We start from the raw sequence: 25,690 nt of genomic DNA on the forward strand, positions 1-25,690 counted from the left end.
ACCCTTGGCCATAGCTCGACCGCTGGTGCATCCCCCGTCGCCAGCGGTCGAGCCTTTTTCATCTCGGGCCGGGCCCGCCCCGAGGGCCGGGAGCACGCGGGGGCGGAGTGCCCGGACCCTGTGCCTGGACGGACGCCCTCCGCAGCAACCGCAGCTGGCCGATCTCGCTCACGTTCTTCATCAGCTCCGCGTTCACCCAGGCCAGCATGTGCTCGACGGTGTGCTCGGGGTCGTTCGGCCAGGGGAACGGGGCCGTGGCGTCGAGGTCCTGGTCGGTGAGGCCGTTCAGGACCTTCAGCCACTGGGCGCGCAGGTCGCGCAGCCACTCCACCGTCGGGGCGCCCTCGCCGGGCCAGACGATGTCCTCGCGGTCGCGGGGCGGGCGGCCCTCCAGGTGGTCGAGGGCGACGCTCCACCACCAGCCGAGGTGCCAGCTCACCCAGGCGAGGGTGGGGACGGGGACCGGGTCGGGTTCGGTGTCCGCCCAGTCCGGGACCCAGGTGCCGTCGGGGCCCCGGCGCATCGTCCAGCAGTGCGCGGCGGGTTCCCAGAGGAAGTCCTCCGGCTCCAGCCGCTCCAGGTGGTACTCGAACAGGGACCAGGTCAACTCGAACTGCCAGCGCGGCAGTTCGATGCGGGAGGCGTTCATCGCACGACCCTACGGGGGAGCGGGGGCGTCCCGGGCCAGTACCGCCCAGTCGAGGTTGCGCAGCGCCGGTTCGGCGTCGCGGTCCGAGGGGAGGCGGGGCGTGGGCTGGAACCAGACGACGGTCAGGCGCGAGCGGTAGGCGACCGGGTCGTGGGCGGGGTCCAGGGCCGTGGAGTGGAATGTGCCGAGGCAGGCCACCGCGGGCAGCACCTCGACCGGCCCGAGGCCGCCCGCGTACTGGTCGGGGTACTCGCGCCGCGGCGGGACGAGGTGCACCGGCGTGCCCGGGCGGGACAGCTCGGCGGCGTGCAGGAGGCTGCTGATCCGCAGGTCGTTCAGCGGCTTGCAGGGATAGCCGTCCAGCAGGTCGCCGTACGTCGACGAGAACCGCAGCTCGGCGAGGTGCACCGGGCGGCCGGAGGCCAGGACGAGGCGGGCGAGCGCCAGGGCCGGCGTCTTTGCGTGGTGTTGCATCGAGGTCTTTCGGTGGTGGTCATGGGCGGGGCCGTGCTCACGGCCGGTGCCCCGTCATCCGTGCCGCCGAGGCGATCGTCGCCCTGGCCTCACGCTCGGACAGGCCGGTGTTCAGGGCCGCGTCGACCAGGGGGTCCACCAGCGCCGGGCCGATGCCGTCCTCATAGGCCCGGCAGGCGGCCCAGAACAGGCGGGTGTTGCGCTGGCCCTCGTGCGCGGCCAGGACGAACTGGACCAGGCCCTGGCCGTGCCCGCCGGTCGCCGCGGGGGCGGGGTGACGGGGGCGGGGCGGCGGGATCAGCAGCCGCAGCAGGGAGCGCGGGCAGGGTGCGGGGGTCAGGTGCGCGGTGCCCGGGGCGGCGGCGTAGACACCCTGGCCCGTGCGGGAGCCGGGGCCGACCAGGTAGCCGCCCGCGCCCCGGATGTCGATGCCGGGGGCGAGCCGGCTCGCGGAGTTGGGGACGACCATCTCGGGCGGCCCGCTCAGCCACAGGTGCCGCCCGCCGGAGGGGGTCACGACGACCACGGTCGGCGGGATCGTGAACAGGTGCCGCAGCGCGAGTTCGCGCAGGGCGGCCGAGGAGTCCGTGCCGGTCTTCACGTCCAGGTCGAGGCCGATCAGATGGTGCGGGGGCAGCCCGCAGGCGATGCCGTAGCCGGTCGCCCAGGGCGCGGCGGCGAACAGCTCGCGGATGCGGTCCGGGTCGCTGGAGGCGTCGTAGACACCGTGTCCGAGGCGGCCGCACGCGCCGTGGCAGGGGGAGGGGGCGGGGTCGTCGCGGTGCGGGGAGCGCAGTGCCGGGAGCTTGGAGCGGGACAGGGGGATGACGGCCAGTCCGCGTTCGGCGGCTGACAGGGCGTGTGCGAGGGCCAGCGTCGTGGCCTGCCGGTCGGTGGTGGCCATGCCTCTAGTTTCGTACTTACGTTCGAAAAAGGAAAGAGGGAACGGGCGCGACGCGCCGGGGCGGGGGGTGACCGGAAAAAGTGCTGGACCGCTTCGCCCCTTGCGGCACCCGGGTTCGAGCGCCCTTTTTCGCTCTCGTCCGGGACGGAAGTGAAGCTTGAGGGTTTATCGACTTGTCCTCACGCTTGCGTGCGAAAGGCGGCTTCCGGGGTGGTTCGCCGGGGATTCGGTGGGCAACTCTGGACTCGCGACGTCGAGCACCGCACCGGGGCGGTCGGCCAACTTCCCCGGTGACAGCAGTGGTTCACGCACCGAACCGTCACGAGCCGGTGCGTCCTCGGTTCGATCAGTCCTGGAGGGACAAGAAACATGGCAAGCATCCGTACCGCCCGCGTCATCGCGGCCGTCTCCGCCCTTCCGCTCGCAGCCGCCCTCTTCACCGGTGTCGCGGCGGCGGACAACGGCGCTTTCGCGGACAACGGATCCATCGCGTCCGTCACCGAGACCGAGCAGGGCGTCCTCGGCAGCGGCGTCGGCGGTGACAACTTCGGCAACGCGGCCACCACCCAGCAGCAGGCCCTCGGTGACGGCACCTCGAACCAGAGCAACACCGCCCAGGTCAACGGCACCGAGCCCACGGCCGTCAACCAGGGCAACGGCAACACCGCCGTCAGCTTCTCCCCCCTGTGGTGGTGAGCTGAGCGGGCCGGTGCCCGGCACCGGACCGGGTGCTGTGGGGGTGTGCTTCGTGGGCTCACAAACGTCTGAGCGGCGGTACTCCGGTACTGCCGCGCAGGCGTTTTCGCGTCCGGGGGGTGGTCCGGTGGGCCGTGACGGGGCTTGACTGCACGGTAGATCTGACGGACAGTCAGAAACCGTGAGTGGTGAGCCGGAGGTCCACGAGGAGTTCGAGGCGCGGCTGAAGGCCTACGAGGGCCTGCGGGCCGCCGCCGGCGGGGTGGGCCGCGACCCCGTCAACATGCCGATGATCAGGCACTGGTGCGAGGCCATGGGGGACACCAGCCCCGCGTACACGGGCCCGGACGCCATCGCTCCGCCCACCATGCTCCAGGCCTGGACCATGGCCGGCCTCACCCGCCGCCCGGAACGCACGGCGGCCTATGACGAACTCCTCGACCTGCTCGACACGTCGGGCCATGAAGCGGTCGTCGCCACCGACTGCGAACAGGAGTACCTGCGCCCGCTGCGCCCGGGTGACGAGATCACCTTCGACTCGGTCATCGAGTCGGTGTCCGGGCGCAAGACCACGAAACTCGGGCCGGGTTACTTCGTCACGACCCGCACGGACGTCCGCGCGGGCGGTGAACTCGCCGGCACCCACCGCTTCCGCATCCTCAAGTACGCCCCCGCACACCGGCCTTCGCAACCGGCGGAACGCCGCCCCCGCCCCGTCGTCAACCGCGACAACGCCGGCTTCTGGGAAGGCGTGGCCCGCCACGAGCTCCTCATCCAGCGCTGTACGGCCTGCGACACCCTGCGTTTCCCCTGGCTGCCGGGCTGCAACAGGTGCGGCTCCCCGGACTGGGACACCGTCGGGGCGAGCGGCGAGGGCACGGTCTACTCGTACGTCGTGATGCACCACCCGCCCTTTCCGGCCTTCGAGCCTCCCTACGCGGTCGGCCTGATCGAGCTGGCCGAGGGCGTGCGGATCGTCAGCAACGTGGTCGGGGTGCCGTACGACAAGGTGCGGATCGGCATGCCGGTGCGGCTGGAGTTCCGCCGGTACGACGACGAGCTGGTGCTGCCCGTCTTCCAGGGGGTGACGCCGTGAAGGCCGGGGACCGGCTCCCGCCGCTGGAGATCCCGATCACCCGCACCCTGATCGTCGCCGGGGCGATCGCCTCCCGCGACTACCAGGACGTCCACCACGACCCGGAGCTCGCCCGGCAGAAGGGCTCCCCCGACATCTTCATGAACATCCTGACGACCAACGGCCTGGTCGGCCGCTACGTCACGGACCACTTCGGCCCGCGGGCCGAGCTGCGCCGGGTCGCCATCCGGCTCGGCGCGCCCAACCGTCCCGGCGACACGATGGTGCTGACCGGCACGGTCGAGGAGGTCGACGGCGACACCGCGACGGTCCGGATCGCCGGCGCGAACGGCCTCGGCCGGCACGTCACGGGCACGGTGACGGTCAGGGTCCCGGCAGGAGCGGGAGAGGGCGGCTCGTCGTGAGGGGGAGAGGGCGGGGCGGTCACGGGACGAACGGGAGAGGGCCGGGGGGTCCCGGCATGAGCCGGCAGGGGCGGGCGGTCCAGGCATGAGCATGAGCGGGCGAAACGGTCTCGGCGGGTGTGCGGCCGTCGTAGGTGTGGGGGCCACCGAGTTCTCCAAGGACTCGGGCCGCAGCGAACTGCACCTCGCCGTGGAGGCGGTGCGGGCGGCCCTCGCGGACGCCGGGCTGAGCCCGGCCGACGTCGACGGGATGGTCACCTTCACCATGGACACCAGCCCCGAGATCACCGTCGCCCAGGCGGCCGGCATCGGGGAACTCTCCTTCTTCTCCCGGGTCCACTACGGCGGCGGCGCGGCCTGCGCCACCGTCCAGCAGGCCGCCCTGGCGATCGCCGCGGGCGTGGCCGACGTGGTCGTCTGCTACCGGGCGTTCAACGAGCGCTCGGGCCGCCGCTTCGGCTCCGGGGTCCGGCACCGGGAACCCTCGGCGGAGGGCGCGGCCCTCGGCTGGTCGCTGCCGTTCGGCCTGCTCACCCCGGCCTCGTGGGTGGCGATGGCGGCCCGCCGCTACCTGCACACCTACGGGCTGACGCCGGAGGCCTTCGGGCACGTGGCGGTCACCGGCCGCAAGTACGCGGCGACCAACCCGGCGGCCCACTTCCACGGCCGCCCCATCACCCTGGCCGACCACGCCGCCTCGCGCTGGATCGCCGAACCGCTGCGCCTGCTGGACTGCTGCCAGGAGACGGACGGCGGGCAGGCCCTCGTCGTCACCTCCGCCGAACGCGCCCGCGCCCTGCCCCACCCGCCCGCCGTGATCGCCGCGGCCGCCCAGGGCGCCGGACGTGCCCAGGAGCAGATGACCAGCTACTACCGCGACGACCTGACCGGCCTTCCCGAGGCGGCGGTCGTCGCCCGGCAGCTGTGGCGCACCTCGGGCCTCGCCCCGGCCGACATCGACGTCGGGATCCTCTACGACCACTTCACGCCGTTCGTGCTGACGCAGCTGGAGGAGTTCGGCTTCTGCGGCCCGGGCGAGGCGGCGGACTTCGTGGCCGAGGAGCGCCTGCCCCTCAACACGCACGGCGGGCAGCTCGGGGAGGCGTACCTGCACGGCATGAACGGCATCGCGGAGGCGGTCCGGCAGATCAGGGGCACGGCGGCGAATCAGGTGCCCGGAGCGGAACGTGTCCTGGTGACGGCCGGGACGGGTGTGCCGACCTCGGGACTCGTCCTGACCGCCGACCCCCAGGGGTGAACCCGCAGTACCCCGGGCCCTTCGCTCCACCTACAGGAGGTGCGGCGGGCCCTACCCGTACAACCTGAGGGGGACCCCGCTTCGGGACCTGCGGCCGATCCGCTCACCGTGCCCCCGCTCATAGCGTTGAGCCATGACCACACTCGTCTGCACGAGCGCTTCGAAGGCGGCCGGACCAGCGGCGCAGACCCTTCCCTACCCGTCGTTCTCGTCGTACGTCAGGGCCCGCCAGCCGGTGCTCCTGCGTACCGCCCGCTCGCTCACCGGCAACCCGAGCGACGCGGAGGACCTGCTGCAGACCGCGCTCGCCAAGACGTACGTCGCCTGGGAGCGCATCGAGGACCACCGCGCCCTCGACGGCTATGTGCGCCGGGCGCTGCTGAACACCCGGACCTCGCAGTGGCGCAAGCGCAAGGTCGACGAGTTCGCCTGCGACGAGCTTCCCGAGCCGGACCCGGTGGCCGGCCGTGACGACCCGGCCGAGCAGCAGGCGCTGCGCGACGCGATGTGGAGGGCGATCATGCGGCTGCCCGACCGGCAGCGGGCGATGGTGGTCCTCAGGTATTACGAGGACCTCAGCGAGGTCCAGACGGCCGAGGTGCTCGGCGTCTCGGTGGGCACGGTGAAGTCGGCCGTCTCCCGGGCGATCGGCAAGCTCCGCGAGGACGCTGAGCTGGGGCTCGTCCGCCGGTGAGGTCCCCCTCCACCCGGCTGTGAGGCACTCCTGAGGCATGGCGTGATGTGATCGATCGCCCGGTCCTAGTGACATACCACGCGGTATGTGCGCAGAATCAGCGCAACCTTTACCACCGCGTAGGCAATGTCGCCCGGGAGGACGCCGTGCTGAGCACGATGCAGGACGTACCGCTGCTGATCTCGAGGATCCTGACCCACGGGTCCACCATCCACGGGACATCGCAGGTGACCACCTGGACCGGTGAGGACGAGCCGCACCGCCGCTCCTTCGCGGAGATCGGCGCCCGCGCGGCCCAGCTGGCCCACGCGCTGCGGGAGGACCTCGGCGTCACCGGCGACGAGCGCGTCGCGACCCTCGCCTGGAACAACGCGGAACACGTCGAGGCCTACTTCGCCATCCCGTCCATGGGCGCGGTCCTGCACACCCTGAACCTCCGCCTCCCGCCCGAGCAGCTGGCCTGGATCGTCAACCACGCCGCCGACCGCGTGATCATCGCCAACGGCTCGCTGCTGCCCCTGCTCGCCCCGCTGCTGCCGCACCTGAAGCCGGTCGAGCACGTGGTCGTCACCGGCCCCGGAGACCGCTCCCTCCTCGCCGAGGCGAGCGTTCGCGTCCACGAGTACGAGGACCTGATCGCCGGCAAGCCGACCTCGTACGACTGGCCCGAGCTGGACGAACGCCAGGCCGCCGCCATGTGCTACACCTCCGGCACCACCGGCGACCCCAAGGGCGTGGTCTACAGCCACCGCTCCATCTACCTGCACTCCATGCAGGTCAACATGGCCCAGTCGATGGGTCTGACCGACCAGGACACCTCGCTGGTCGTGGTCCCCCAGTTCCACGTGAACGCCTGGGGCCTGCCGCACGCCACGTTCATGACCGGCGTGAACATGCTGATGCCGGACCGCTTCCTCCAGCCGGCCCCCCTCGCCGCGATGATCGAGAGCGAGAAGCCCACGCACGCGGCCGCCGTCCCCACCATCTGGCAGGGCCTGCTCGCCGAGCTGACGGCGAACCCCCGCGACGTCTCCTCCCTCGGCCAGGTCACCATCGGCGGCGCGGCCTGTCCGCCCTCGCTCATGGAGGCCTTCGACAAGCTGGGCATGCGGGTCTGCCACGCCTGGGGCATGACGGAGACGTCCCCGCTCGGCACGATCGCCCGCCCCCCGGCCGGTGTGATCGGCACGGAGGAGGAGTTCGCCTACCGCCTCACCCAGGGCCGCTTCCCGGCCGGTGTCGAGGGCCGCCTGTCCGGCCCCGGCGGCGAACGCCTCCCCTGGGACGGCGAGTCCGCCGGTGAGCTGGAGGTGCGCGGCCCCTGGATCGCGGGCGCCTACTACAACGGCCCCGACGGCGAACCGCTGCGCCCCGCCGACAAGTTCAGCGAGGACGGCTGGCTCAAGACCGGTGACGTCGGCACCATCTCCCCCGACGGCTTCCTCACCCTCACCGACCGGGCCAAGGACGTCATCAAGTCCGGCGGCGAGTGGATCTCGTCGGTGGAGCTGGAGAACGCGCTGATGTCCCACCCCGACGTCGCCGAGGCGGCCGTCGTCGCCGTCCCCGACGAGAAGTGGGGCGAGCGCCCCCTGGCCACGGTCGTCCTCAGGGAAGGCTCCACCGCCACCTTCGAGACCCTGCGCGCCTTCCTCGCCGACGAGGGCCACATCGCCAAGTGGCAGCTCCCGGAGCGCTGGACGGTCATCGAGGCCGTCCCGAAGACGAGCGTAGGAAAGTTCGACAAGAAGGTGCTGCGCAGGCAGTACGCGCAGGGGGAGCTGGACGTCACCAGCCTCTGACCCGCCGGCGGGCCGCCGTACGGCAGTCCGCCCGCAGACCGCCGTACGGCAGCACCTCACCGTCGTACGGCGGTCACGCCCCACCCGAGCGCCAGCCACACGCCCGCGACGACACACACCCCGCCCCACCCGAAGTGGCTGAACGCCACCCCCGCGAGGGCCGAAGCGGTCGCGCCGCCCGCGAAACCGGCGACCACATAGGCGGTGTTGGCCGTGGCGGGGGTGCCGGTCGCGGTCAGGGCGAGGGTCTGGTTGGCGACATGGGAGGCGACCAGTGCCGCGTGCACGGCGACCGCCGCGGCGAACAGCGCCCCCAGCACCTGCCCGCCCAGCCAGAACAGCGGCACGGACACGGCCGCGACCAGATACGCCGACCGCACCACCCGCGCCGCCCCGAACCGGTCCACGAGCCCGCCCGCCAGCGGCGCCACCGCGCTCGCGGTCAGGCCGAACAGCCCGAACAGCCCGGCGGTCGCGGCGGACAGCCCGTACTCCGGCCCCGTCAGCAACAGCGTCAACGAGGTCCACAGCGCGCTCCACGCACCGAACATCCCGGCCTGCCGCACACACGCCCGCCACAGCTCCGGCGAGCTCCGCAGCACCGACGGCAGCGCGACCAGCCCCGCGAACAGCGGGCCCTCCCGGCGCCGCCGCGACGGCAGGACCACCGCCGTGGCGAGCCCCAGGGCGAGGGTGAGCACGGCCGCACCGGCGAACACCCACCGCCAGCCGAAGGCCTGCCCGGCCAGCCCGCCCAGCACCCGGGCCCCGACGATGCCGACGAACAGGCCCGAGATGATCACCGCGACATGCAGGGCACGCCGCTCGGCGGGAGCCCGCTCGGCGACCAGCGGCACGAGCAGCTGGGGGATGACGGTGGCCGCCGAGGCGACGAACATCGCGACCGCGAGGGCCCCGGCGCCCGGAGCGGCCGCACTGGCTCCCAGCGCGAGCGCGGTGACGAGCGTGAGCCCGGCGACCGTCCGGCGCCGGTTCGCACTGTCGCCGAGCGGGGCGAAGAACAGCAGGCCGACCGCGTAGCCGAGCTGGGCGACCGAGGCGATCCAGGCGAGGGCCGAGGGTGCCGAGCCGAAGTCGCGGGCCATGAGCGGGAGCAGCGGCGCGGCGAGGTAGATGTTGGCGGCGGTGACCGCGCTGCACACGGCGAGCAGGGTGAGGAAGAGCCCGGGGGCGGGCTCGCGGGTCCGCCGCACCGGGGGCGTGGTCCGGGCGGCGGTGGTGGTCGCTGACGGCATGGGAGGGGACTCCTTGGAGTCGGCTCTAGCAACTAACTGGTTGGTTGGCTGATGGGGGAACAGTCTGTTCCGCCCCGCCGTTCCCTGTCAACCAAACAGTTGGTTACCCGGCGCGCTACCCTCTCCCCCATGGCAGCAAGGGACCCCGAGGCCACCAAGGCCCGCATCTTCGAGGCGGCGGTCGCCGAGTTCGCCCGGCACGGCATCGCCGGCGCCCGCATCGACCGCATCGCCGCCGAAGCGAAGGCCAACAAACAGCTCATCTACGCCTACTTCGGCAACAAGGCGGAGCTGTTCGCGATCGTCCTCGAGAAGAAGATGCTCCATGTCGCCCAGGACGTCCCGGTGGCCCCGGACGACATCGAGGACTGGATCGACCGCGTCATGGACTACCACGCCGCCCACCCGGAGCTGCTGCGCCTGCTCTTCTGGGAGGGCCTGGAGTACGGCAGCGCCGAGCTGCCCCTCGAGTCCGCCCGCCAGGAGCACTACGCCCGCAAGGTCGCCACCCTCGAGGACGCCCAGGAGCGGGGCGTCGTCACGGACACCATCCCGGCCGCCGACCTGCTGTTTTTGCTGACCGCCCTGGCCAACTGGACCGCCGTCGTCCCGCAGATGCGGCGCATCCTGGTCGGCGAGGGCGAAGCGGACCGGGACCGCCTGCGCGCGTCGGTCAAGGAAGCGGCCCGCCGCCTGACCGCCCGCTAGGGCCGGTCCTTCGGACCGGGTCGCAAGGGCGCAGAGAAGGCGCTGCCCGTCGGCCCCGCGTCAGGGTGTGCCCGGACCGGACACCCCCTGGGCCCCGCCGGGGGCGGCGGCCGGGCGGCGGTCCACGGCGTGCCCGCTGCCGCCGCTGAGGCCGGCACCGGACGGGTCGGTTGGTGCCGGTTCGGTTGAGCAGCTCGGCCGGGACGGGTCGGTTGGTGCCGGTTCGGTTGAGCAGCTCGGCCGGGACGGGTCAGTTCGTGCCGATCCGGCTGAGCAGCTCGACGATCCGGGACTGCACGTCGGAGCTGGTGGACCGCTCCGCGAGGAACAGCACCGTCTCCCCGGAGGCCAGCCGCGGCAGGTCGGCCTGGTCGACGGCGGCCGTGTAGACGACGAGCGGGGTGCGGTTGAGCTGCCCGTTCGCCCGCAGCCAGTCGACGATCCCGGCGGAGCCCCCCTGCCGCCGATGCACCTGCAGCAGATCCATCACGACCAGGTTCGGCCGGAACTGTCCCGCCAGCGTCACCGCGTCCGCGTCGCTCGCGGCCCGCGCGACCTGCATCCCGCGCCGCTCCAGGGTCGCCGTCAGCGCCAGCGCGATCTCCGCGTGCTCCTCGATCAGCAGGACCCGCGGCGGGTGCTGCTCGGTGTCGCGCGGCGCCAGCGCCTTCAGCAGCACGGCCGGATCGGCACCGTACGCCGCGTCCCGCGAGGCCTGTCCGAGCCCGGCCGTGACCAGCACGGGCACCTCGGCGGCCACGGCGGCCTGCCGCAGCGACTGCAGCGCCGTACGCGTGATCGGCCCGGTCAGCGGGTCGACGAACAGCGCGGCCGGGAACGCCGCGATCTGCGCGTCGACCTCCTCGCGCGAGTTCACGATCACCGGCCGGTAGCCGCGGTCGCTCAGCGCCTGCTGGGTGCTGACATCCGGCGCGGGCCACACCAGCAGCCGCCGCGGGTTGTCCAGCGGCTCGGGCGGCAGTTCGTCGTCCATCGGCTGCGGCCGCGGCGGATCGGCCACCTCGACGGCCCCGCCGGGCCCGTCCAGCGGCTCGGGGCCCTCGGCGGCATTCTCGTCCGGTGCGCCTATGGCGTACGACCGTCCGCCGCCCTCGGTCATCTGCACGAGGCGCGACTGACCGGCGAGGGACGGCTGGGCCGGGGCGGGAGCGGTGGCCGGGGCGGGGACCTGCGCGGCGACCGGCGGCGGCGTGTGCTCGGAGGCCGGATGCGGCCGCGCTGCCTGCTCGGGACGGGGTCCCTGGCCCGCGGGACGCGGCTGCCCCTGCTCCGGGCGGGCCGCCTGGTCCGTACGCGCCGCCGGGTCGGGCGGCGTGCCGAGCTTGCGGCGCCGGCCCGATCCGCCCGGCTGGTGCGGGGGAGGCGTCGCCGACTGCAGCGCGCCGGACTGCGGGACGGCGGCCGCCGACGGCTGCTGGACCTGGGCCGCCTGCCGGGTGAACGGCACACCCTGGCCGAGCGTCCGCACGCTGATCGCACGCCCCTGCGTGGAGTTCGGATCGACGGGTGGCGCGGCCTCCGCGGGCAACGGCTGAGCCGCCCGCGGCGCGTTCTGAGGCGGCAGCGGCGTGCCCGGCGCGGGCGTGTGCTGCTGCGCGGCCCGGGGCGGCGTGCCGTTCGCGGGCCCCGGGTGCGCGACCCCGGCCCCCGACGTGTCGTCGGCGGTGGGCCAGGGCTGAGCGGCCGGGGTGCCACCCTGCGGCGGGGTGCCGTGGGCGTCGGTGCCCGGTGCCGGAGCTCCCTGGGCCGGTGCTCCCTGCGCTGGTGCCCCCTGGGCCGGAACTCCCTGAGATGTGGACGCCTGAGCGGGCGCGCCCCGGGGCGGGACGCCCTGGCCCGCGGCGGCTTCCGCAGGGAGCGGCAGGCCGGCGGGGCCCGGTGCGGCGATGCCCTGCTGCGGCAGGGGCTGGGCCGGGACCGAGGGTTGCAGGACCTGCCCCGGGAGGGCCGCCTGCACACTCTGCCCGAGCCCACCCTGAGCGGGTACGGACACGCCCTGCGGCGGCACGGCGTGCGCCTGCGCAGGTACGGCGTTGCCCTGCGGATGAACGGCGTTGCCCTGCGGGGGCACGGCGGGTGACTGGGGATGAACGGCGTTGCCCTGCGCGGGAACCGGCCCGGCCTGCGGCGGCACGGCCGTACCCGGCGCGACGGGTGCTGCGGCGACACCGCCCTGCACGGGCGCGCCCTGGCCGGGCGCGGCCTGGCCGGGCGCGGCCTGTCCCGGCGGGACCTGCCCGGTCGTGTCCTGCTGCGCGGGACCACCCTGCGCGGCTCCGGCGGGCACGGGCCCTGCCGGTCCGGAAGCGGCAGGCATGGAACCGGGAGGCACAGCCCCTGCAGCGGCGGGGCCTGCCGCCGTGGGGCCCGCGGGCGCGGCACCCGCCGGTACGGAACCCGCCGGTACGGAACCCGCCGGTGCGGAACCTCCCAGTGCAGGACCCGCCTGGCCGGCAGCCCCTGGCACCGGTGCTCCGGCCTCCTCGGCCTGCTGCGGCACCGCGACGGCACGGCGCCGGCGGCCGGTCGGCGCACTGGTCGGATGAGGCTGCGGCGGAGTGTGATCGGCGGACTGGTCGTGCGGAACGGCGTCGTGCCGCCCCTCATCGGCCACCCCGTCACCGGCACCGGCCGCCCCGGGCCCCGCCACGACTTGCTGCGGCTGCCCTTGAGCCGGCATCTGACCCTGGACCGGCACCTGTCCCGGAGCCGATACCTGCCCCGGGCCCTGCCCCTGGGCGGGCACGGCACCCGGCGCCGCATGCGGGGCGCCACCCGGCACGCCACCTGGTGCGGCACCCGGCGTTCCGACCGGGCCGCCACTGACCTGCTGCCCCTGGCCGGCCTGGGCCGGGGCCTCCTGCTGGGCCGGGGGCGGCGTCTGATCGGACCCGGCCGGCGGCAGCGCGAACACCGGACGCGGCCCGGCCGCCTCCTGCGCGGCGGCCGCCCGCTCGTTGGCCGCGGCCAACGCACGCCGTCGGCGCCCGGTCGGCTGCCGGTCCTGCCCCTGAGCCTCATCGGCGGAACCGCCGGCCTCGTCACCGGACTGCGCCGCGGGCAGGGCGGGCGGCAGTGCCGCCTGCTCACCGTGCTCCGCCCGGGCCCGTCGTCCGGACGGCGCGGGCACACCCTGCGGCGGCACGGTTCCGCCCAGGCCCGTGTTCGAGGCGGCGGTCCCGGCCGCGTGCTCGGCGGCCGTCACCACGGCCCCCTCGGCGATGCCCTGGACGGCACTGCCGACGCCGTCGGCGGCGGCTTCCTCGGCCGCGCGCCGCCGACGCCCGGTGCCGCCGGACGGGCCGCCCGCCGCGGCGTCGTCACCGGATGCCTGCGCCGCCGGAAGAGCGGCCGGCTCCCCGGCGGCCCGCCGCCTGCGCCGCCCGGTGGGCACGGCCCCGTCGGCTCCGGGACCACCGGCCCCCTCGTCGCCGGGAGTGCCGGTCCCCTCGCTGTCGCCACCCGGAACGTCTCCGTCCAGGAAGGCGTCGGTGGTGGCCCGCCGCGCCCGGCGCCGCCCCCCACCGGAGTTCTGCTCAGCGGGGTCGACTGCGGTGGCGTCGACGGCAGCGGGGCCGACGGCAGTGGGGCCGACGAGGGCGAGCGCGGCGGACTCGTCCACCGGCTGGGCGGCAACAGCTCCCGCCCCGCCCCCGATCGGCACCTCGAGGACGTAGGCGCTCCCGCTCATCCCCGGCACGTCATGCGTCTGCAGCACACCACCGTGGGCCCGGACGATCCCGCGCACGATGGGCTCGTGCACGGTGTCGCCACCGGCGTAGGGCCCACGTACCTCGATGCGTACGACCTCGCCGCGCTGCGCCGCCGCCACCACGACGGTGTTGTCCAGGTAGCCGCCCGCCGACACGGGCGTGTTGCCGGTCGCGTCGACTCCCGCCACGTCCGCGACGAGATGCGCGAGGGCGGTCGCGAGCAGCCGGGGATCGACCTCGGCCTCGATGGGCGGCGCGTGCACGGCGAACTGCACCCGCCCGGGCCCGATGAGCTCGACGGCACCGTCGACCCCGGCGGCGACGACGGCGTCCAGCATCACCTTCGTACGGGCGACGCTCTCGCTGCCCGCGTCGAGCCGCTGGTAGCCGAGGACGTTGTCGATCAGGGTCGTGATGCGCGCGTAGCCGGCCGACAGGTGGTGCAGCACCTGGTTGGCCTCGGGCCACAGCTGCCCGGCGTCGTCGGCGGCGAGTGCGGCCAGCTCGCGGCGCAGCTCCTCCAGGGGCCCGCGCAGCGACCGGCCGAGCAGGGTCAGCAACTGCTCGTGCCGGGCGGCGAGCGCCTCGAACCGGTCGTTCTCCCGCTCCCCGAGCGCCGCGTAGCGGTCCTCGTTGGCGGCGAGTTCCTCGGCGTGGCGCTCGGTCAGCTCCTCCAGCTCGGTGACGTGCTGCTGGCGCAGCGCGGTGAGCTCGGAGGCGTGCTCCTCGGCGATCCGCTCCAGTTCCTCGGCGTGACGCTTCGCCGCCGCTTCCTTCTCGTCGACGACGGCGTCGTAGGGGCGCCGGTCGGTGAAGGTCATCACGGCGCCGACGAGCTGGTCGCCGTCGCGTACGGGCGCGGTCGTCAGGTCGACCGGCACCTTGCCGCCGTCCTTGGCGTACAGCACCTGCCCGCGCACCCGGTGCTTGCGCCCGGAGCGCAGGGTGTCGGCGAGTGGCGAGTCCTCGTAGGGGAAGGGCGAGCCGTCGGCGCGCGAGTGCAGGACGAGGTCGTGCAGTTCGCGTCCGCCGAGGTCGCTGGCCCGGAATCCCAGTATCTGGGCGGCGGCCGGGTTGACGAGCACGATCCGCCCGTCGGTGTCGGTGCCGACGACGCCTTCGGACGCGGCCCGCAGGATCATCTCGGTCTGCCGCTGGGACCGGGCGAGCTCGGCCTCGGTGTCGACGGTCCCGGACAGGTCGCGTACGACGAGCATGAGCAGCTCGTCGCCGGTGTAGCCGTAACCGTCGTAGGCCTGCTGCCCGTTCTCGAGATTCGCACTGGTGACCTCGACGGGGAACTCGGTGCCGTCGGTCCTGCGCGCGATCATCCGGGTGGGCTTGGTCCGGGCATGCGGATCGAGGTGTTCCGGCCGGCGCATGGAGCCGGGGATGAGCTTGGAGTCGAACTGCGGCAGCAGATCGAGCAGCCCGCGCCCCACCAGGGCGGTGCCCGGGGTCTCGAAGGCCTCCAGGGCGATGGTGTTGGCGTTGACGACCGTGCCGTTGGCGTTGACCAGGACCAACGCGTCGGGGAGCGCGTCCAGTATGGCTGCGAGGCGAGCAGCGCCTCGGGATGGCCTGCTGCTCACGAGACGCTTCCTCCCTGTTACCGCACCTTGCCGACCGCTCGGGCCATCTTGCCAACCGTCCCGCAGCGTGTCACGCGAGGGAGTCTAAGGGTTGCGGTTGCGCTCGCGACGCCGGATGAGAGGGAGGTCGCACGAGGAAGTGACCCCGAACTGACGACCGGGTAACCCTCAAACGCCCGCCCTCCTGCGACGACGTCGCGGGACCTTCGCGAGACCTTTACGAGGACGGCTTTTCTGTACCTTTTGGCCGGGCTGGCGGGATGGGGGCGGAGAGTGGCGCAAATGGGGTGCGCGGCGGGGGTGCTGGACGCCGCGGGACGTCGCTCGGCAATTCGCCCCGTCGACGACCTCCCGCCCCGACGGGCCCACTCCCCCCAGCCCACGCCCAGCCGCCGCGGACGGAGAGGGTGGGCGTACGGACGGGGTGGGTGAGGGGGAGACGGGCGTACGGACGGGATGGGCGAACTCGCCGATCGGGGTACGTCGGACGGGATGGGCGAACAGGACGATCGGGCCTACGTCGAACAGGACGGGTGAGCGGAGCGACGGGCGGGCGGCTCAGGCCCTGGCGCCCCGGTTGCCTCCCATGGCCGGCAGCAGTGGCACGAGCCGGTCCCAGCGGGAGATCTGGCAGCCGTCGCGGCGGTCGTACGTGGCGTCGACGGGCCGCCCGGCCCAGGTGCCGGTGACGCGTGCGGTGGCAGGGCCGCCGTACTGCATGGTGCAGAAGCCGCCCTCCGACGGGGCCGCGAAGACGTCCTGCCCCCATCGCGTGTCCCGCTCCAGGGCGGCACAGGCGCCGCCCGGGTCGGGGTGGCTGCCGCCGTCGGGGTTGCAGTACAGCTCGAACGTTCCGTCGGCCCCGCCGCCGGCGTTCCGCACGGTGACGGTGAGGTGATCCCGGTCCGGGCCGGCGCCGGGCCTGGCCGGGGACAGCAGGCCGGTCCCGTGGGCCTGGGCATACGCGACCGGGGGCGCCGCGGTCAGCGACCCGGCGGCGGCGACGGAGGCGGCGGCACCGACGAGGAGGCGCCGCAGGACGGGGCGGGCGGTGGCCCGGGGGGTGGCACGCAACATGCCCTGCCTAACGCGACGCGGCCCCGGATGTTGCGCGCGGACGCCCGGGCGGCCCCGCACCGGCCTGACAAGGTCTTTGCCCCGTGCCCTTCCCGCCTAGTACCGTGGGGGTCGATTGGTGACAGCACGCTCGACTGTGTCATCATCGGCACGCACCGCTCGCGCTCGCGCGGGAGTGATGCTGGAGGCGTCGCCTAGTCCGGTCTATGGCGCCGCACTGCTAATGCGGTTTGGGTCTTAAAGCCCATCGAGGGTTCAAATCCCTCCGCCTCCGCACTCGATCACGAAGCCCCGGTCACTCGACCGGGGCTTCGCTGTCGTTGACCTCGTAGCTGCGGCCTGAAGTGCCGTTTTCGCAGCTCACAAGGGGTGCGGCTAACGGATTTCACATGGCGGCGGCAGTCATGTAATGTTCTTCCTGTCGCCGCGAGCGAGCCGGAAGGCCCGAGAGCGGCGAAAAAACAGAACAAGCACTCGTAGCTTAACGGATAGAGCATCTGACTACGGATCAGAAGGTTGCAGGTTCGAATCCTGCCGAGTGCACACAGATCAAAGGCCCCGCCGGTTCGTCCGGCGGGGCCTTTGACATCACCAGGTGACATCAACACCTACATAGGCCGTGCCGATGACGTGATGAAGACCCCTGACTACAGGATCTCTTCTTCGGTCTCGTGGCCCACCGCTCCTCCCAACCGTGTGCGCCCAGGTGTTGTGGCGATTGTGCTGTGCTTCTGAGGCCCCGGAGAGGTCCGGGGCCTCAGAGGTTTCAGGTGTTGTCCGGCTGGCTCAAACGCCGACCTCTGCTCTCGGCGATGCGCAAAACGTCCTGTAGGGCCTCGGTCAGGCGCTCGGCGAGGTAGCGAAGATCACCGGGCTGCGTGTCGGGGAGCAGTACGAGGGCGTGTTGGACGAGCTGGTCGCCCATGTGAAGTTGGATTGACTCTGTGGCATCGGCGGCTCGGGAGACCGGTCCGCCGTGGTGGTCGGTGATCAGGTAGCTGCGCTTGCCATCGGTGGCGGACCGAGGAAGCAGGCGGTGCTCATCCGACATCAGGCGACCGCCGACACGTGATCGCGCCGACCAGGAGTGGAGTGCTTCAGCCTGAACCCGGCTCCTCCAGGCTGACGCTGATCTTGCTCATGAGCGATCAGATACGGGCGTACGGACGGGGATGCTGTGACGTCGAGAGGGAGGTCGTCCTGGCTGTAGGGGCTGCGGTGTGGAGGTAGGAGTGAGACGAGGTGCCGGCTCTGGCCCACGGGCAAAGCGGGCGGCGACGGCTGGTGGTTTGATGTTGTGCCTGGGTCCCTCACCAGGACGTACAGCCAGGCCGCGAGGCGGCGGATAAGGTCCCTCATGTCATCAGCTCCGATCAGCTGGTGGCCGTGCCCCGGGGCGGCTCCAACCGTCGCCGGGGCTTTCACGTGAGTAACCGTAGCTGAAGCGTTCTAGGGCATGCTAGGGATACTAGGTACTCCATGTATCGCACGGATGTCCAAGCATGCGCATGCTATGGGGGTGATCGAGTTCGTTCCTGACATTCCTCGATGGCGGCAGGTGGCCGAAGTGGTTCGCCGTCGCATCGCGGACGGCACCTATCCACCGCGTACTCGTGTCCCCTCTGTCGTGCAGTTGACTTCGGAGTTCGGTGTCGCCAACGCGACAGCGCACAAGGTGCTCCGCGCGTTGCGCGAAGAGGGGCTGACGTACACCGAACCCGGTCTGGGGTCGTTCGTTGCCGAGCGGCCTCAGAATGCTGCTGTAGAAGGGGACACATAGCCAGGACTCAGCTCAGGGCCTTACCCACCTCGTAGATGGTCGGCCGGTCTTCCGGAGTGCGGCTGAGCATCGCCTCGATCAACTCGCCCAACTCACCAGGCGCCTTAACGGCGCGGCGGCTGCCGTTGGCTACGGCCTGTCTCTGGACGGGGCGTGGAGCGTCGTCCGGGTACTCGACAGCCCGCCAGCCGGTGGCCGAGATGAGCAGCGAGGCGCCGAGGGCGTAGATGTCGGCTTCCGGCGTGGGCTCGGCTTCCCCCGTGGCGAGCACGCTGCGCGCGATCTCCGGTGCCTCGTAGTGGACGAGGCAGCCGCGGAACGGGAAGTCGTAGCCCTCTGGGACGTGCCCGCCTCGGGCTAGAGCCAGGTCGATGAGGTGTGTCCGCTCCGACCCGACGATGAAGTGGGCGGGCTGTACGTCGCCGTGGGCCCAGCCCTTGGCGTGCAGTTCGGCCAGCGCCTCGACACAACCCAGCGCCACACGGGGGTCCGGTGCGATGGACGGGGCTTGCCTACGGCAGGGCTCCCACAGCTGGTGCAGGTCCGGCCCTTCATGCCACGGCTGGAAGTTCCACGTCCCGCGCTCCCATTCTCCGTACGCGAAGTTGTCCCATCCGAGGCGATGCAGCACGGCACCCTCGCGGGCGGGCGCGAGGGCGGTCCAGGGCTGGGCGGGCCAGTCGGCCGTAGCCTCGATCGGATAGCCGACCTTGACGGCGTAGTGGCCTCGATGGCTCTGCACCTCCCAGACCATGGAGCCCCGGCGGTTCAGGACCAGGCGCTGAGACGTGGGCATCAGGGCGTCGAGGACCACGATCGGCAGTTCAGAGGGTGAGCCGGACAACGTCTCTTCTCCTTCCGGGCGAACGCGGCCGACCACGAGTCGAGGCCGGCCGCGCCGCTGGTGTCTTGTGTTACGCCTGGCCGTACGGGCGGCCGCAGTCGGAGTCGCACTGGGCAAGGTTCGTGCCGTCCACGGTCCACAGGTCATCGAAGACCATGAAGCCCGCCGTCTTCATGGCGCGTGCCGAAGCGGCGACCTGCTTCGGGTCGCGGGCCCCGCCACCGGGCTTGGGGTTGTGGTGCAGGTAGCGGCCCGCGTACCGCTCGCACAGGCCGGCGTACTCCTTCGTGTGCAGGATGAGCGCGTGGAGACCCAGGTCCACGTCATCCGACGGAACCATGGGGACGATCGCGGTGGCTGCGGTGACCACGAAGGCGACCGCCTGGTCCGCGATGCGCTCGGCATGCTCGGGTGACTGCCCGTTGTGGACGACCACGAAGTGGGCGAGGCTCTGGAACAGTTCCTCGCCAGCCACCGCGCGGCCGGTCCTCTGGTCGTTCGCCGTTGCCGTCATGCGAGTACTCCTTCTGGATAGTGGAGCGTGGCACTTACGGGTGTGGAAGGCCGCCCCGGACAGGGGTGGGGGGAACCGGGAATGAGCACCCGCCCGGGGCGGCCGGTCTACTGGCCGACAGCGAGAGCCATGCCGATCACCAGGCCGCATGACCCGCTGATCACGACGATGAAGAGGACTCCCGCGTATCGGCCGATGGCGCGCATTACAGGCCGTCCCTGCTGTTGCCGTTCTTGATTGCCAGGCGGGCGCTCAGTTCCTCCCGAGCGCTCGGCTGCACCACCTTGTCCGGCATGGCATCCCACTCCCGGCCGCCGCCGATGGGCCGTATCTGCACTCGGCCACCGAGTTCACCCATGACGATGCCGATACGTCCCTTGGCGGTGTCCTTCGCCAGTTCACCGATGCCTGGTCTGGTCTGCTGGTTGCTCGCCATGCAAGGAGCATCGCGATCTGAGGGCCGCTGCCAAAAGGTCAGGCTGATTACCCAACTTGGGTAACATCGCCGGAAGTAGAGAACCAGCGACGCTGCGTAGCCCTCGCAGTTTGGGAGCTTGCCGATGCTCGACCCGGACCGGCCGCAGGAACTGCCGGCCAGGCTGCTCACCGATCCTGAGATGGTCGATGCGTGTCGGGTCCGGGACTTCGCCAGAGTCTTCCGGCTGGTGAAGGTCAGGGCGGGGATCTACCCGTCGATGATCGCCCGGCGTTGTGACCTGACGCCGAGCCGTGTCGGCGAAGTCATCGCAGGCCGACGGCACTTGCTGCACATGGATGTCATCGAGCGAATCTCAGACGGTTTGCGCATCCCAGGGGACATGCTCGGGCTTGCCCGCCGAGCGTGGGAGACGCCCCAGGCCCTCGTGGTCGACGAGCGCGAGGCGCCCCAGATGCCGGAGCAGGAGCAGCAGGCCCTCGCGTCTCTGCCAGGGCCCGACGTGGACGGCATCTTGGCCTTGGCTACGCGAACCAGTCTGAACAAGGCCACCCTTGAGGCCTTTCGCTCTTCTATCGAGGACTATTGGCGACGAGACGACCAGCACGGCGGCGAGGCACTGCGGCCCGCCATTGTCGGGCAGCTCCGTCATGTCGTCGGGCTCTTGAAGGAGAGCCGACCGCCGTCCATCCAGAACGGCCTTTACGGAATCGCGGCCGAGCTGGCACGCCTCACAGGCTGGACCTACTTCGACGCCCGCCAGTACAGCCAGGCACGCGCGTACTTCACCGAGGCCCTGCAACTGGCGAAGGAGATCGACGACCGGCAGTTCATGGCCAACGTCCTCGCCTGCATGAGCTTGCAGGCGACCTACCAGGACAAGCCCGCGGACTCCTTGGCACTCGTGACCGCAGCCCAGGATCAGGCTCGGTCAGCACTCGGCAGCACGCCGCGCGTTATGTCGATGCTGGCCATGCGGGAAGCATTCGCCCACGCCACCCTCGGCAACCGTGATGACACGCATCGGGCGATCGGAGAAGCGCACAGCCAATTCGAGCAGATCGGGGCGAGCGATCCGGACCCCTCATGGGTGACCTACTTCGACGAGCCGAAGCTCATCGTGGACACGGGCATCGCCCATGGCCGTCTGGGCGAAGCGGCAACCGCCGAGCCCTTGATCGCCGATGCCCTGCGGCGGGAACACCACACCAACCAGCGGGGCCGCGCGTTCCACTCGTTCTGGCTGGCCCGTACGCAGCTGGAGCAGGGCAAGCTTGACCAGGCGTGCCAGACCGCCACGCAAGCCCTTGAGCCCGCGTCGGCGGTGGCTTCAGAGCGAGTGTCTGGGCATCTCAGGGAGTTCTACGAGCAATTGGCCCCACACAGGCAGGAGCCCGTAGCCCTTGCCTTCGAGGCACGGCTACGGGAACTCCTCCCGCCAGTTAGCGGATCGCTTCATCCATGAGCAGGTAGAGCAGACCCACGAGTGAGCCGCTGCTCACGATCTCGCGGCGGTCTATCATCCCGCGCACCTCCGAGAGGGGGATCCATTCGATGCGATCGGACTCATTCTTCTCCGTGGGAGGACCGGAGTACGTGGCGCCGTCAACGCGGAAGACGTGGTGCTGCGAGTCAGTGATCCCGTTCGCCGGCTCGGCGTAGATCAGAGGCTTGATGGGGCCGGGACGCCAACCGGTCTCTTCCAAGACCTCGCGGGCAGCCGCTTCTTCCGGCGTCTCGCCGTCCTCGACCAGGCCCATGGGCAGTTCCCAGGCCCACGAGTCCGTGATGAAGCGGTGTCGCCACATCATCAGGACCTCTTTGCGGTCGTTGACCACAGCGGCAACGGCCAGGTGCCGGAGGCGGACGACGTGGTACTCCCACCTGCGTCCATCAGGCTGCTGGACGTCGACCAGACACAGATTCACCCACTTGTTGGTGTAGACCTGTCGCTCACCGTGGGTCTTCCACTCCATACCTGCGGCCCCTCTCGATCGGTCTCCAGGATCTCAGACGGATCTGAGATGGGGGGCATGTTCCCTTGTTTCGCGTCACTTTGACGAGATATGCGGTTGAGAGCCCTGCCCCCGACTAGGCCTGAGCGGCGGGCAGCGACGCACGAACGACGACGGGGATTCACCGGGTCTCAGCTGGAGAAGCTCATTGGCCACTGGGAAGAGTAAACCGGCCAGGTGGTGGCTATGCTGATGACAAGTCAGATGAGGTGGGGGGGCATGGAGACGCCAGCGGACTCGACGCAGGAGCCGAATACCGTGCGGAACGAATTCGCCCTGGAGCGATATCGATATATCCTTCAGCAAATTCACGCTCTTAATGAGAACGCGCACCGATTCTTGGCTATCTATCAAACACTGGCCACTACCCTTGTTGGCGCCGCACTTGCGCTTTTTGTCGGGTACCGCAGATGGGGATTAGAGCCAACTACGGTGCGGGGTGGAGTTATTGGATTCCTTGCTCTCGCTACCGTAGTTGCAGCATTTACCATAGTGCTGATTATAGCGGGAGCCCTCTCGTGGTTGGACTACCGCAACGAAGAATGCGATATTCTAGACGAGGTTGCTGGTCCCGGGCTTCGTGAGCGCCCAAAGGTAGGTAACCTTCTGCGGTGGTATGAAACCTACATTTCCTTATTCATTTTCGCTTCAATCGCAGCCATGTGGGTACTCGCAGGCTATCTTGTATTGCCGGCGATAAAGTGAATTCCTGACATCCTCTTAAACCAGTGAAAAGCCCCCGTTGCTGTCGCGTTAGATTCCACCCTCAACCTCCTCCCGTCGTACCGAATAGGATACGCGCAAGCGCACTGGCCGACCATTATTGATCCCAACGGGGCGAATTTGGTCGACGTCACCTCTCTGTTCCCACTTATCTCGAATATGGCTCACCGGTACGCCCCAGGCCTCGGCAATCGCCATTGCGACTCGTCCAATCACAGTATGCTCTCCAAGCCACTCATGTGGAGATTCAGAGGTGCCCCAAAGGAAAGCCGCCGCATTGAAGGAGAGGCCTCCGCTCACCACTTCACTCCGTCCAAGGGAGACGGCCAGGCAATTGTGATCCATGGTGGCTTGTGAGTTCTCCCAGCGAAAAAGGCTCCATACGGCATCTTGCAAAACCAGGACTTCTTCTAGGTCCTGACAGTAAGCGACAAGATCTCGGTAAGTCAGGCTGCCTGTAGATCCTTCGCATAGGGCAAGTTCCTGTGTGTCAGCGAGTAACTGGCACGTCATCTCCAGAAGCTCGGAGTCCATGGGCGCGTCACTACCTGTGCACATCGCTTGATACTGCCTGCCTATCCACTCAGAAAATGCGGAAGGTGGAGCAACAGGAATTGCTGAATCGCGTGCAGCACGGGCTGCAGCACCTACCACGATGCCGGCGGCTCCTTGAAAACTAGCTGCACTGCGCATCCCTCCAACCACGATGGGCGCTCCGAACCTCCTTGATGAAGTGCTCGGCGTCATGTCGCCATGATCTTCGTCCGCATCGATAACAGCCCCGAGGGACAGAGCAATACGCGCAATTGGAACTCCATCATGTACAACCGTTTCGGTCTTGGGGCTCATGCGTGCAGTCATTGCTTCGAAATGTCGCTCGTCTACGTCAAGGTAAAGGCGCCGCAAAAGATCGCTGTCAGACAGGGTCAACCAGTCATTCGCCTCGACAACTCGATTCCTCTTCCCGTTTTCAAGGGTGTACAAATCTACATCTAGCGCCGGGCAAAGCCATGCACAGAATTGACTAAGAGTGGGAGTCAGTGTGATGCGTCGATATCCGGTAAGACGCAGTAGACGGTCTCTGACGGACTCTGATATTTGGACGCGAACCTCTGTGCCTGAAGAAAAGCGCCGTTCGCAGGACTCTGCTTTCCTCAGAATAGGGCGCAAGCTTAGGCCACTACTGAACTCCAGTACTAAGGTATCCTCCACACCTTCGTTGTAGCGGCGTGATAATACCTTTACGTTTTCGCCAAGCATGAAGATCGAGAAGAAGCCAATGCCATACTGCCCGGTTGGCCGAAACCCGGAAGAAAGAAGTCCCGGCAGTTCGCGCCTAGCTTCGGATGAATCCCAATAGGAATTCCCGAAATTCAAGAGTGCGCCCGCCATGACAGACCGAGACATTCCGATCCCGGAATCGTTAACGCTCAGCCAGAGACCATGATCATCCTCAAGGATGGCCACTGTAACGTCGCCGTTGATTTCCCACTCAGGGACGCCGTGGGCCCGTAACAGGCAGGTTTTCGCGCGTACCGCATCAGTGGCATTGCTGATCATTTCCCGAAGCGGGACAGAGAGATCTCTACCGTAGAGTTCCTGCCCGCCCAAGTTCTTTACCAACTTGACGACATCGGTTACACGAATCTTGGCGTCAATTGGGTACCAGCCGCTTGTAGGAATGAGCTGGGACAAGCTGTCGACATCATGTATTCCGCTGACGGCACGAGCAGCGAACCTCTTGCGCCCGAGATCGCCTAGGAGGGAGTCAACTGCCGATAGTTCCTGATTGACGTTAAGCAATGTCTCATAGCTGAGCCACCATGCCTCGGCGTCGCTCTTATCAAAGGGGCTAGCGCTGGTGAACACCAGTCGATCGTCCACGCGCTGAGGGCGCTGCAGTTTCTCTTGGAATACCCAATGATCGCGCGATGAGCCAGTTGGCTGACGAATCGCTCTAAGGAATCCCGGAGCTCGTCGTGAATCCAAATGGCTGGCATCCGCAGTCCTAAGGATGCAGGCAAGCACAAGCGGATCAACACGCCACTCTTCGGGCATATCACCCGCCGCGCCGATCACGGTCCCGAATTCGGTGCGGAGCCTCTTTACATCCCACCAGTGACTTGCGGCGATTCGGCCTGCAAGGTTACCGTACGTATTTCGCAGGTCGGGATCAGGTATGAGAAAATAACCCTCCCCCCTTTGTTTGTCGCGATACTCGGTGAACGGTATCCTGCTCGCGCACTCGGCGTGCGTTTCCCTGAGTAGATTCACCTTGGCTTTAGTCGCGATTTCGGCCGGTGGTGATTCAATTTCTCGTGCGTTTGGGTAGCGGCCAAGATGTGCATGTAATTCAGCTGTCAAGATGTCGGACCATGCTACTCCTTGAGCAAGTGACGCGAAGCCGCCTGGAGTGGCCGCTGATCCCATAGCAAGATCATGGATTAGGAAGGAAAGTCCAAGGACATACGTTTCGGTAGGAGTTAGCTCGTACTCCTTCCCGCAAATAGTTTCCGCGCATTCCCAGAGGGCATCCACGTGTGTGATGTCGTGCGACGTGTACTCGGGTGTGTCTGCCGCGATTTCTGCGGCCAGGATCTTGGCGTAATTGCGGCTGATCTCGAATTGGTGTTGTAGATGAGCGGAAGCCTTACTGCCGGAGGCCCCTTGTATATTCTTCCACAGGTTCGTCTCCTGGTAATTCATGACCGGCGCCCCCCTTGCGGTGCTGACTTAGCGCAGAAGGATACCTTTGACGCTGGCGCATGGGGGCGGGATCGGGAGTTTCAGTGACGAGGTCGGCGGAACGGGTTTGGCCGATGGCCTTCCCTGTATAGGGCCAAGCAGGGAGCCGTACGCTGATGGCAACTCGGGCAGGTTGTGCACGAGCGGCCCCCCTGGTCTTGCTCGATGCGAGACCGGACCGTGCGGAGACAGGAGGGCAAGCCCGGCCGGGGGCCGGGCCGCGCGCGGGGAGCGGAGCGAGCCGCCGAGTGGCAGCTATCGGTTACGTGAGGCCGGTGGGGGCGACTCT

Annotated in this window: 22 protein-coding genes and 2 tRNA genes; 12 read left to right on the plus strand and 12 right to left on the minus strand. The window is 69.6% G+C overall.

The features are described 5' to 3' along the window. Positions 1–58 precede the first annotated feature (58 nt). The 3 genes from ACFCXS_RS26585 to ACFCXS_RS26595 are packed head-to-tail and all read right to left on the minus strand — an operon-like array spanning position 59 to position 2,027. Positions 59–649 carry a DinB family protein gene (locus ACFCXS_RS26585; protein ID WP_376645829.1) on the minus strand — a complete coding sequence of 197 codons (591 nt, stop codon included), beginning with the start codon at positions 647–649 and terminating at the stop codon, positions 59–61. A gap of 9 nt (positions 650–658) precedes the next feature. Beyond that, positions 659–1,123, minus strand: a complete 465-nt coding sequence (locus tag ACFCXS_RS26590; RefSeq protein WP_376645830.1) for a hypothetical protein — start codon at positions 1,121–1,123, stop codon at positions 659–661. A 37-nt stretch (positions 1,124–1,160) separates the two neighbouring features. Further along, on the minus strand, positions 1,161–2,027 hold the full coding sequence (locus tag ACFCXS_RS26595; protein ID WP_376645831.1) for a bifunctional DNA primase/polymerase: 867 nt from the start codon (positions 2,025–2,027) through the stop codon (positions 1,161–1,163). 369 nt (positions 2,028–2,396) lie between these two features. On the opposite strand from ACFCXS_RS26595, the gene ACFCXS_RS26600 reads away from it, so the two are divergent. The 6 genes from ACFCXS_RS26600 to ACFCXS_RS26625 all read left to right on the plus strand — a co-directional run bounded on the left by ACFCXS_RS26600 (position 2,397) and on the right by ACFCXS_RS26625 (position 7,977). Beyond that, a complete protein-coding gene (locus ACFCXS_RS26600) occupies positions 2,397–2,723 on the plus strand; it encodes a hypothetical protein (RefSeq protein ID WP_376645832.1) in 327 nt (108 codons plus the stop codon). 181 nt (positions 2,724–2,904) lie between these two features. After that, complete coding sequence (locus tag ACFCXS_RS26605) at positions 2,905–3,819, plus strand: bifunctional MaoC family dehydratase N-terminal/OB-fold nucleic acid binding domain-containing protein (protein ID WP_376645833.1); 915 nt, start codon at positions 2,905–2,907, stop codon at positions 3,817–3,819. Then, a complete protein-coding gene (locus tag ACFCXS_RS26610; protein WP_376645834.1) occupies positions 3,816–4,223 on the plus strand; it encodes a MaoC family dehydratase in 408 nt (135 codons plus the stop codon). Before ACFCXS_RS26605 ends, ACFCXS_RS26610 begins: the two co-directional genes overlap by 4 nt. 85 nt (positions 4,224–4,308) lie before the next feature. Then, positions 4,309–5,481 (plus strand): lipid-transfer protein, encoded by a 1,173-nt coding sequence (locus tag ACFCXS_RS26615; RefSeq protein ID WP_376645835.1) that lies wholly within the window; start codon positions 4,309–4,311, stop codon positions 5,479–5,481. Positions 5,482–5,614: 133 nt separating this feature from the next. After that, a complete protein-coding gene (locus tag ACFCXS_RS26620) occupies positions 5,615–6,175 on the plus strand; it encodes a SigE family RNA polymerase sigma factor (RefSeq protein WP_376645836.1) in 561 nt (186 codons plus the stop codon). Positions 6,176–6,333: 158 nt separating this feature from the next. Beyond that, entirely contained in the window at positions 6,334–7,977 is a 1,644-nt protein-coding gene (locus ACFCXS_RS26625) for a long-chain fatty acid--CoA ligase (protein WP_376645871.1), read from the plus strand. Positions 7,978–8,033: 56 nt separating this feature from the next. Here ACFCXS_RS26625 and ACFCXS_RS26630 read toward each other — a convergent pair whose 3' ends face one another. Then, a complete protein-coding gene (locus ACFCXS_RS26630; protein ID WP_376645837.1) occupies positions 8,034–9,233 on the minus strand; it encodes an MFS transporter in 1,200 nt (399 codons plus the stop codon). A gap of 129 nt (positions 9,234–9,362) precedes the next feature. Between ACFCXS_RS26630 and ACFCXS_RS26635 the strand changes: the two genes are divergently transcribed. Beyond that, positions 9,363–9,941 carry a TetR family transcriptional regulator gene (locus tag ACFCXS_RS26635; RefSeq protein WP_376645838.1) on the plus strand — a complete coding sequence of 193 codons (579 nt, stop codon included), beginning with the start codon at positions 9,363–9,365 and terminating at the stop codon, positions 9,939–9,941. A gap of 250 nt (positions 9,942–10,191) precedes the next feature. On the opposite strand, the gene ACFCXS_RS26640 is transcribed toward ACFCXS_RS26635, so the two are convergent. Next, the gene (locus tag ACFCXS_RS26640; RefSeq protein ID WP_376645839.1) at positions 10,192–15,267 is read right to left on the minus strand and encodes a PAS domain-containing protein; all 5,076 of its coding nucleotides are present in this window, start codon (positions 15,265–15,267) and stop codon (positions 10,192–10,194) included. A 558-nt stretch (positions 15,268–15,825) separates the two neighbouring features. Then, on the minus strand, positions 15,826–16,344 hold the full coding sequence (locus ACFCXS_RS26645) for an SSI family serine proteinase inhibitor (protein WP_376645840.1): 519 nt from the start codon (positions 16,342–16,344) through the stop codon (positions 15,826–15,828). A 183-nt stretch (positions 16,345–16,527) separates the two neighbouring features. On the opposite strand from ACFCXS_RS26645, the gene ACFCXS_RS26650 reads away from it, so the two are divergent. Next, positions 16,528–16,618 (plus strand) — tRNA-Ser (locus ACFCXS_RS26650). A gap of 196 nt (positions 16,619–16,814) precedes the next feature. Beyond that, positions 16,815–16,887: transfer RNA gene (locus ACFCXS_RS26655), tRNA-Arg, on the plus strand. A gap of 223 nt (positions 16,888–17,110) precedes the next feature. Here ACFCXS_RS26655 and ACFCXS_RS26660 read toward each other — a convergent pair. After that, positions 17,111–17,395, minus strand: a complete 285-nt coding sequence (locus tag ACFCXS_RS26660; protein WP_376645841.1) for a hypothetical protein — start codon at positions 17,393–17,395, stop codon at positions 17,111–17,113. Positions 17,396–17,857: 462 nt separating this feature from the next. Here ACFCXS_RS26660 and ACFCXS_RS26665 point away from each other — a divergent pair, with 462 nt between their 5' ends. Then, positions 17,858–18,124, plus strand: coding sequence for a GntR family transcriptional regulator (locus tag ACFCXS_RS26665; RefSeq protein ID WP_376645842.1), 267 nt, complete (start codon positions 17,858–17,860; stop codon positions 18,122–18,124). A 7-nt stretch (positions 18,125–18,131) separates the two neighbouring features. Here ACFCXS_RS26665 and ACFCXS_RS26670 read toward each other — a convergent pair whose 3' ends face one another. The 3 genes from ACFCXS_RS26670 to ACFCXS_RS26680 form a co-directional block, all read right to left on the minus strand. After that, positions 18,132–18,968 (minus strand): protein kinase, encoded by an 837-nt coding sequence (locus tag ACFCXS_RS26670; protein ID WP_376645843.1) that lies wholly within the window; start codon positions 18,966–18,968, stop codon positions 18,132–18,134. A 70-nt stretch (positions 18,969–19,038) separates the two neighbouring features. After that, positions 19,039–19,482 carry a glycine-rich domain-containing protein gene (locus tag ACFCXS_RS26675; protein WP_376645844.1) on the minus strand — a complete coding sequence of 148 codons (444 nt, stop codon included), beginning with the start codon at positions 19,480–19,482 and terminating at the stop codon, positions 19,039–19,041. Positions 19,483–19,687: 205 nt separating this feature from the next. Next, entirely contained in the window at positions 19,688–19,918 is a 231-nt protein-coding gene (locus ACFCXS_RS26680; RefSeq protein ID WP_376645845.1) for a hypothetical protein, read from the minus strand. A 124-nt stretch (positions 19,919–20,042) separates the two neighbouring features. On the opposite strand from ACFCXS_RS26680, the gene ACFCXS_RS26685 reads away from it, so the two are divergent. Then, on the plus strand, positions 20,043–21,383 hold the full coding sequence (locus tag ACFCXS_RS26685; RefSeq protein WP_376645846.1) for a hypothetical protein: 1,341 nt from the start codon (positions 20,043–20,045) through the stop codon (positions 21,381–21,383). On the opposite strand, the gene ACFCXS_RS26690 is transcribed toward ACFCXS_RS26685, so the two are convergent. Continuing rightward, positions 21,361–21,894, minus strand: coding sequence for an NUDIX hydrolase (locus ACFCXS_RS26690; protein ID WP_376645847.1), 534 nt, complete (start codon positions 21,892–21,894; stop codon positions 21,361–21,363). The two genes, ACFCXS_RS26685 and ACFCXS_RS26690, sit on opposite strands and share 23 nt — an antisense overlap. Positions 21,895–22,152: 258 nt before the next feature. On the opposite strand from ACFCXS_RS26690, the gene ACFCXS_RS26695 reads away from it, so the two are divergent. Beyond that, complete coding sequence (locus ACFCXS_RS26695; RefSeq protein ID WP_376645848.1) at positions 22,153–22,638, plus strand: hypothetical protein; 486 nt, start codon at positions 22,153–22,155, stop codon at positions 22,636–22,638. Positions 22,639–22,686: 48 nt separating this feature from the next. Here the strand turns inward: ACFCXS_RS26695 and ACFCXS_RS26700 are convergent, their stop codons facing one another. Beyond that, positions 22,687–25,362: a hypothetical protein gene (locus tag ACFCXS_RS26700; protein WP_376645849.1), complete on the minus strand. Its 2,676-nt coding sequence runs from the start codon at positions 25,360–25,362 to the stop codon at positions 22,687–22,689. Positions 25,363–25,690: the final 328 nt, after the last annotated feature.

It is taken from the genome of Streptomyces sp. NPDC056373, from assembly GCF_042262425.1.
GTDB lineage: Bacteria > Actinomycetota > Actinomycetes > Streptomycetales > Streptomycetaceae > Streptomyces.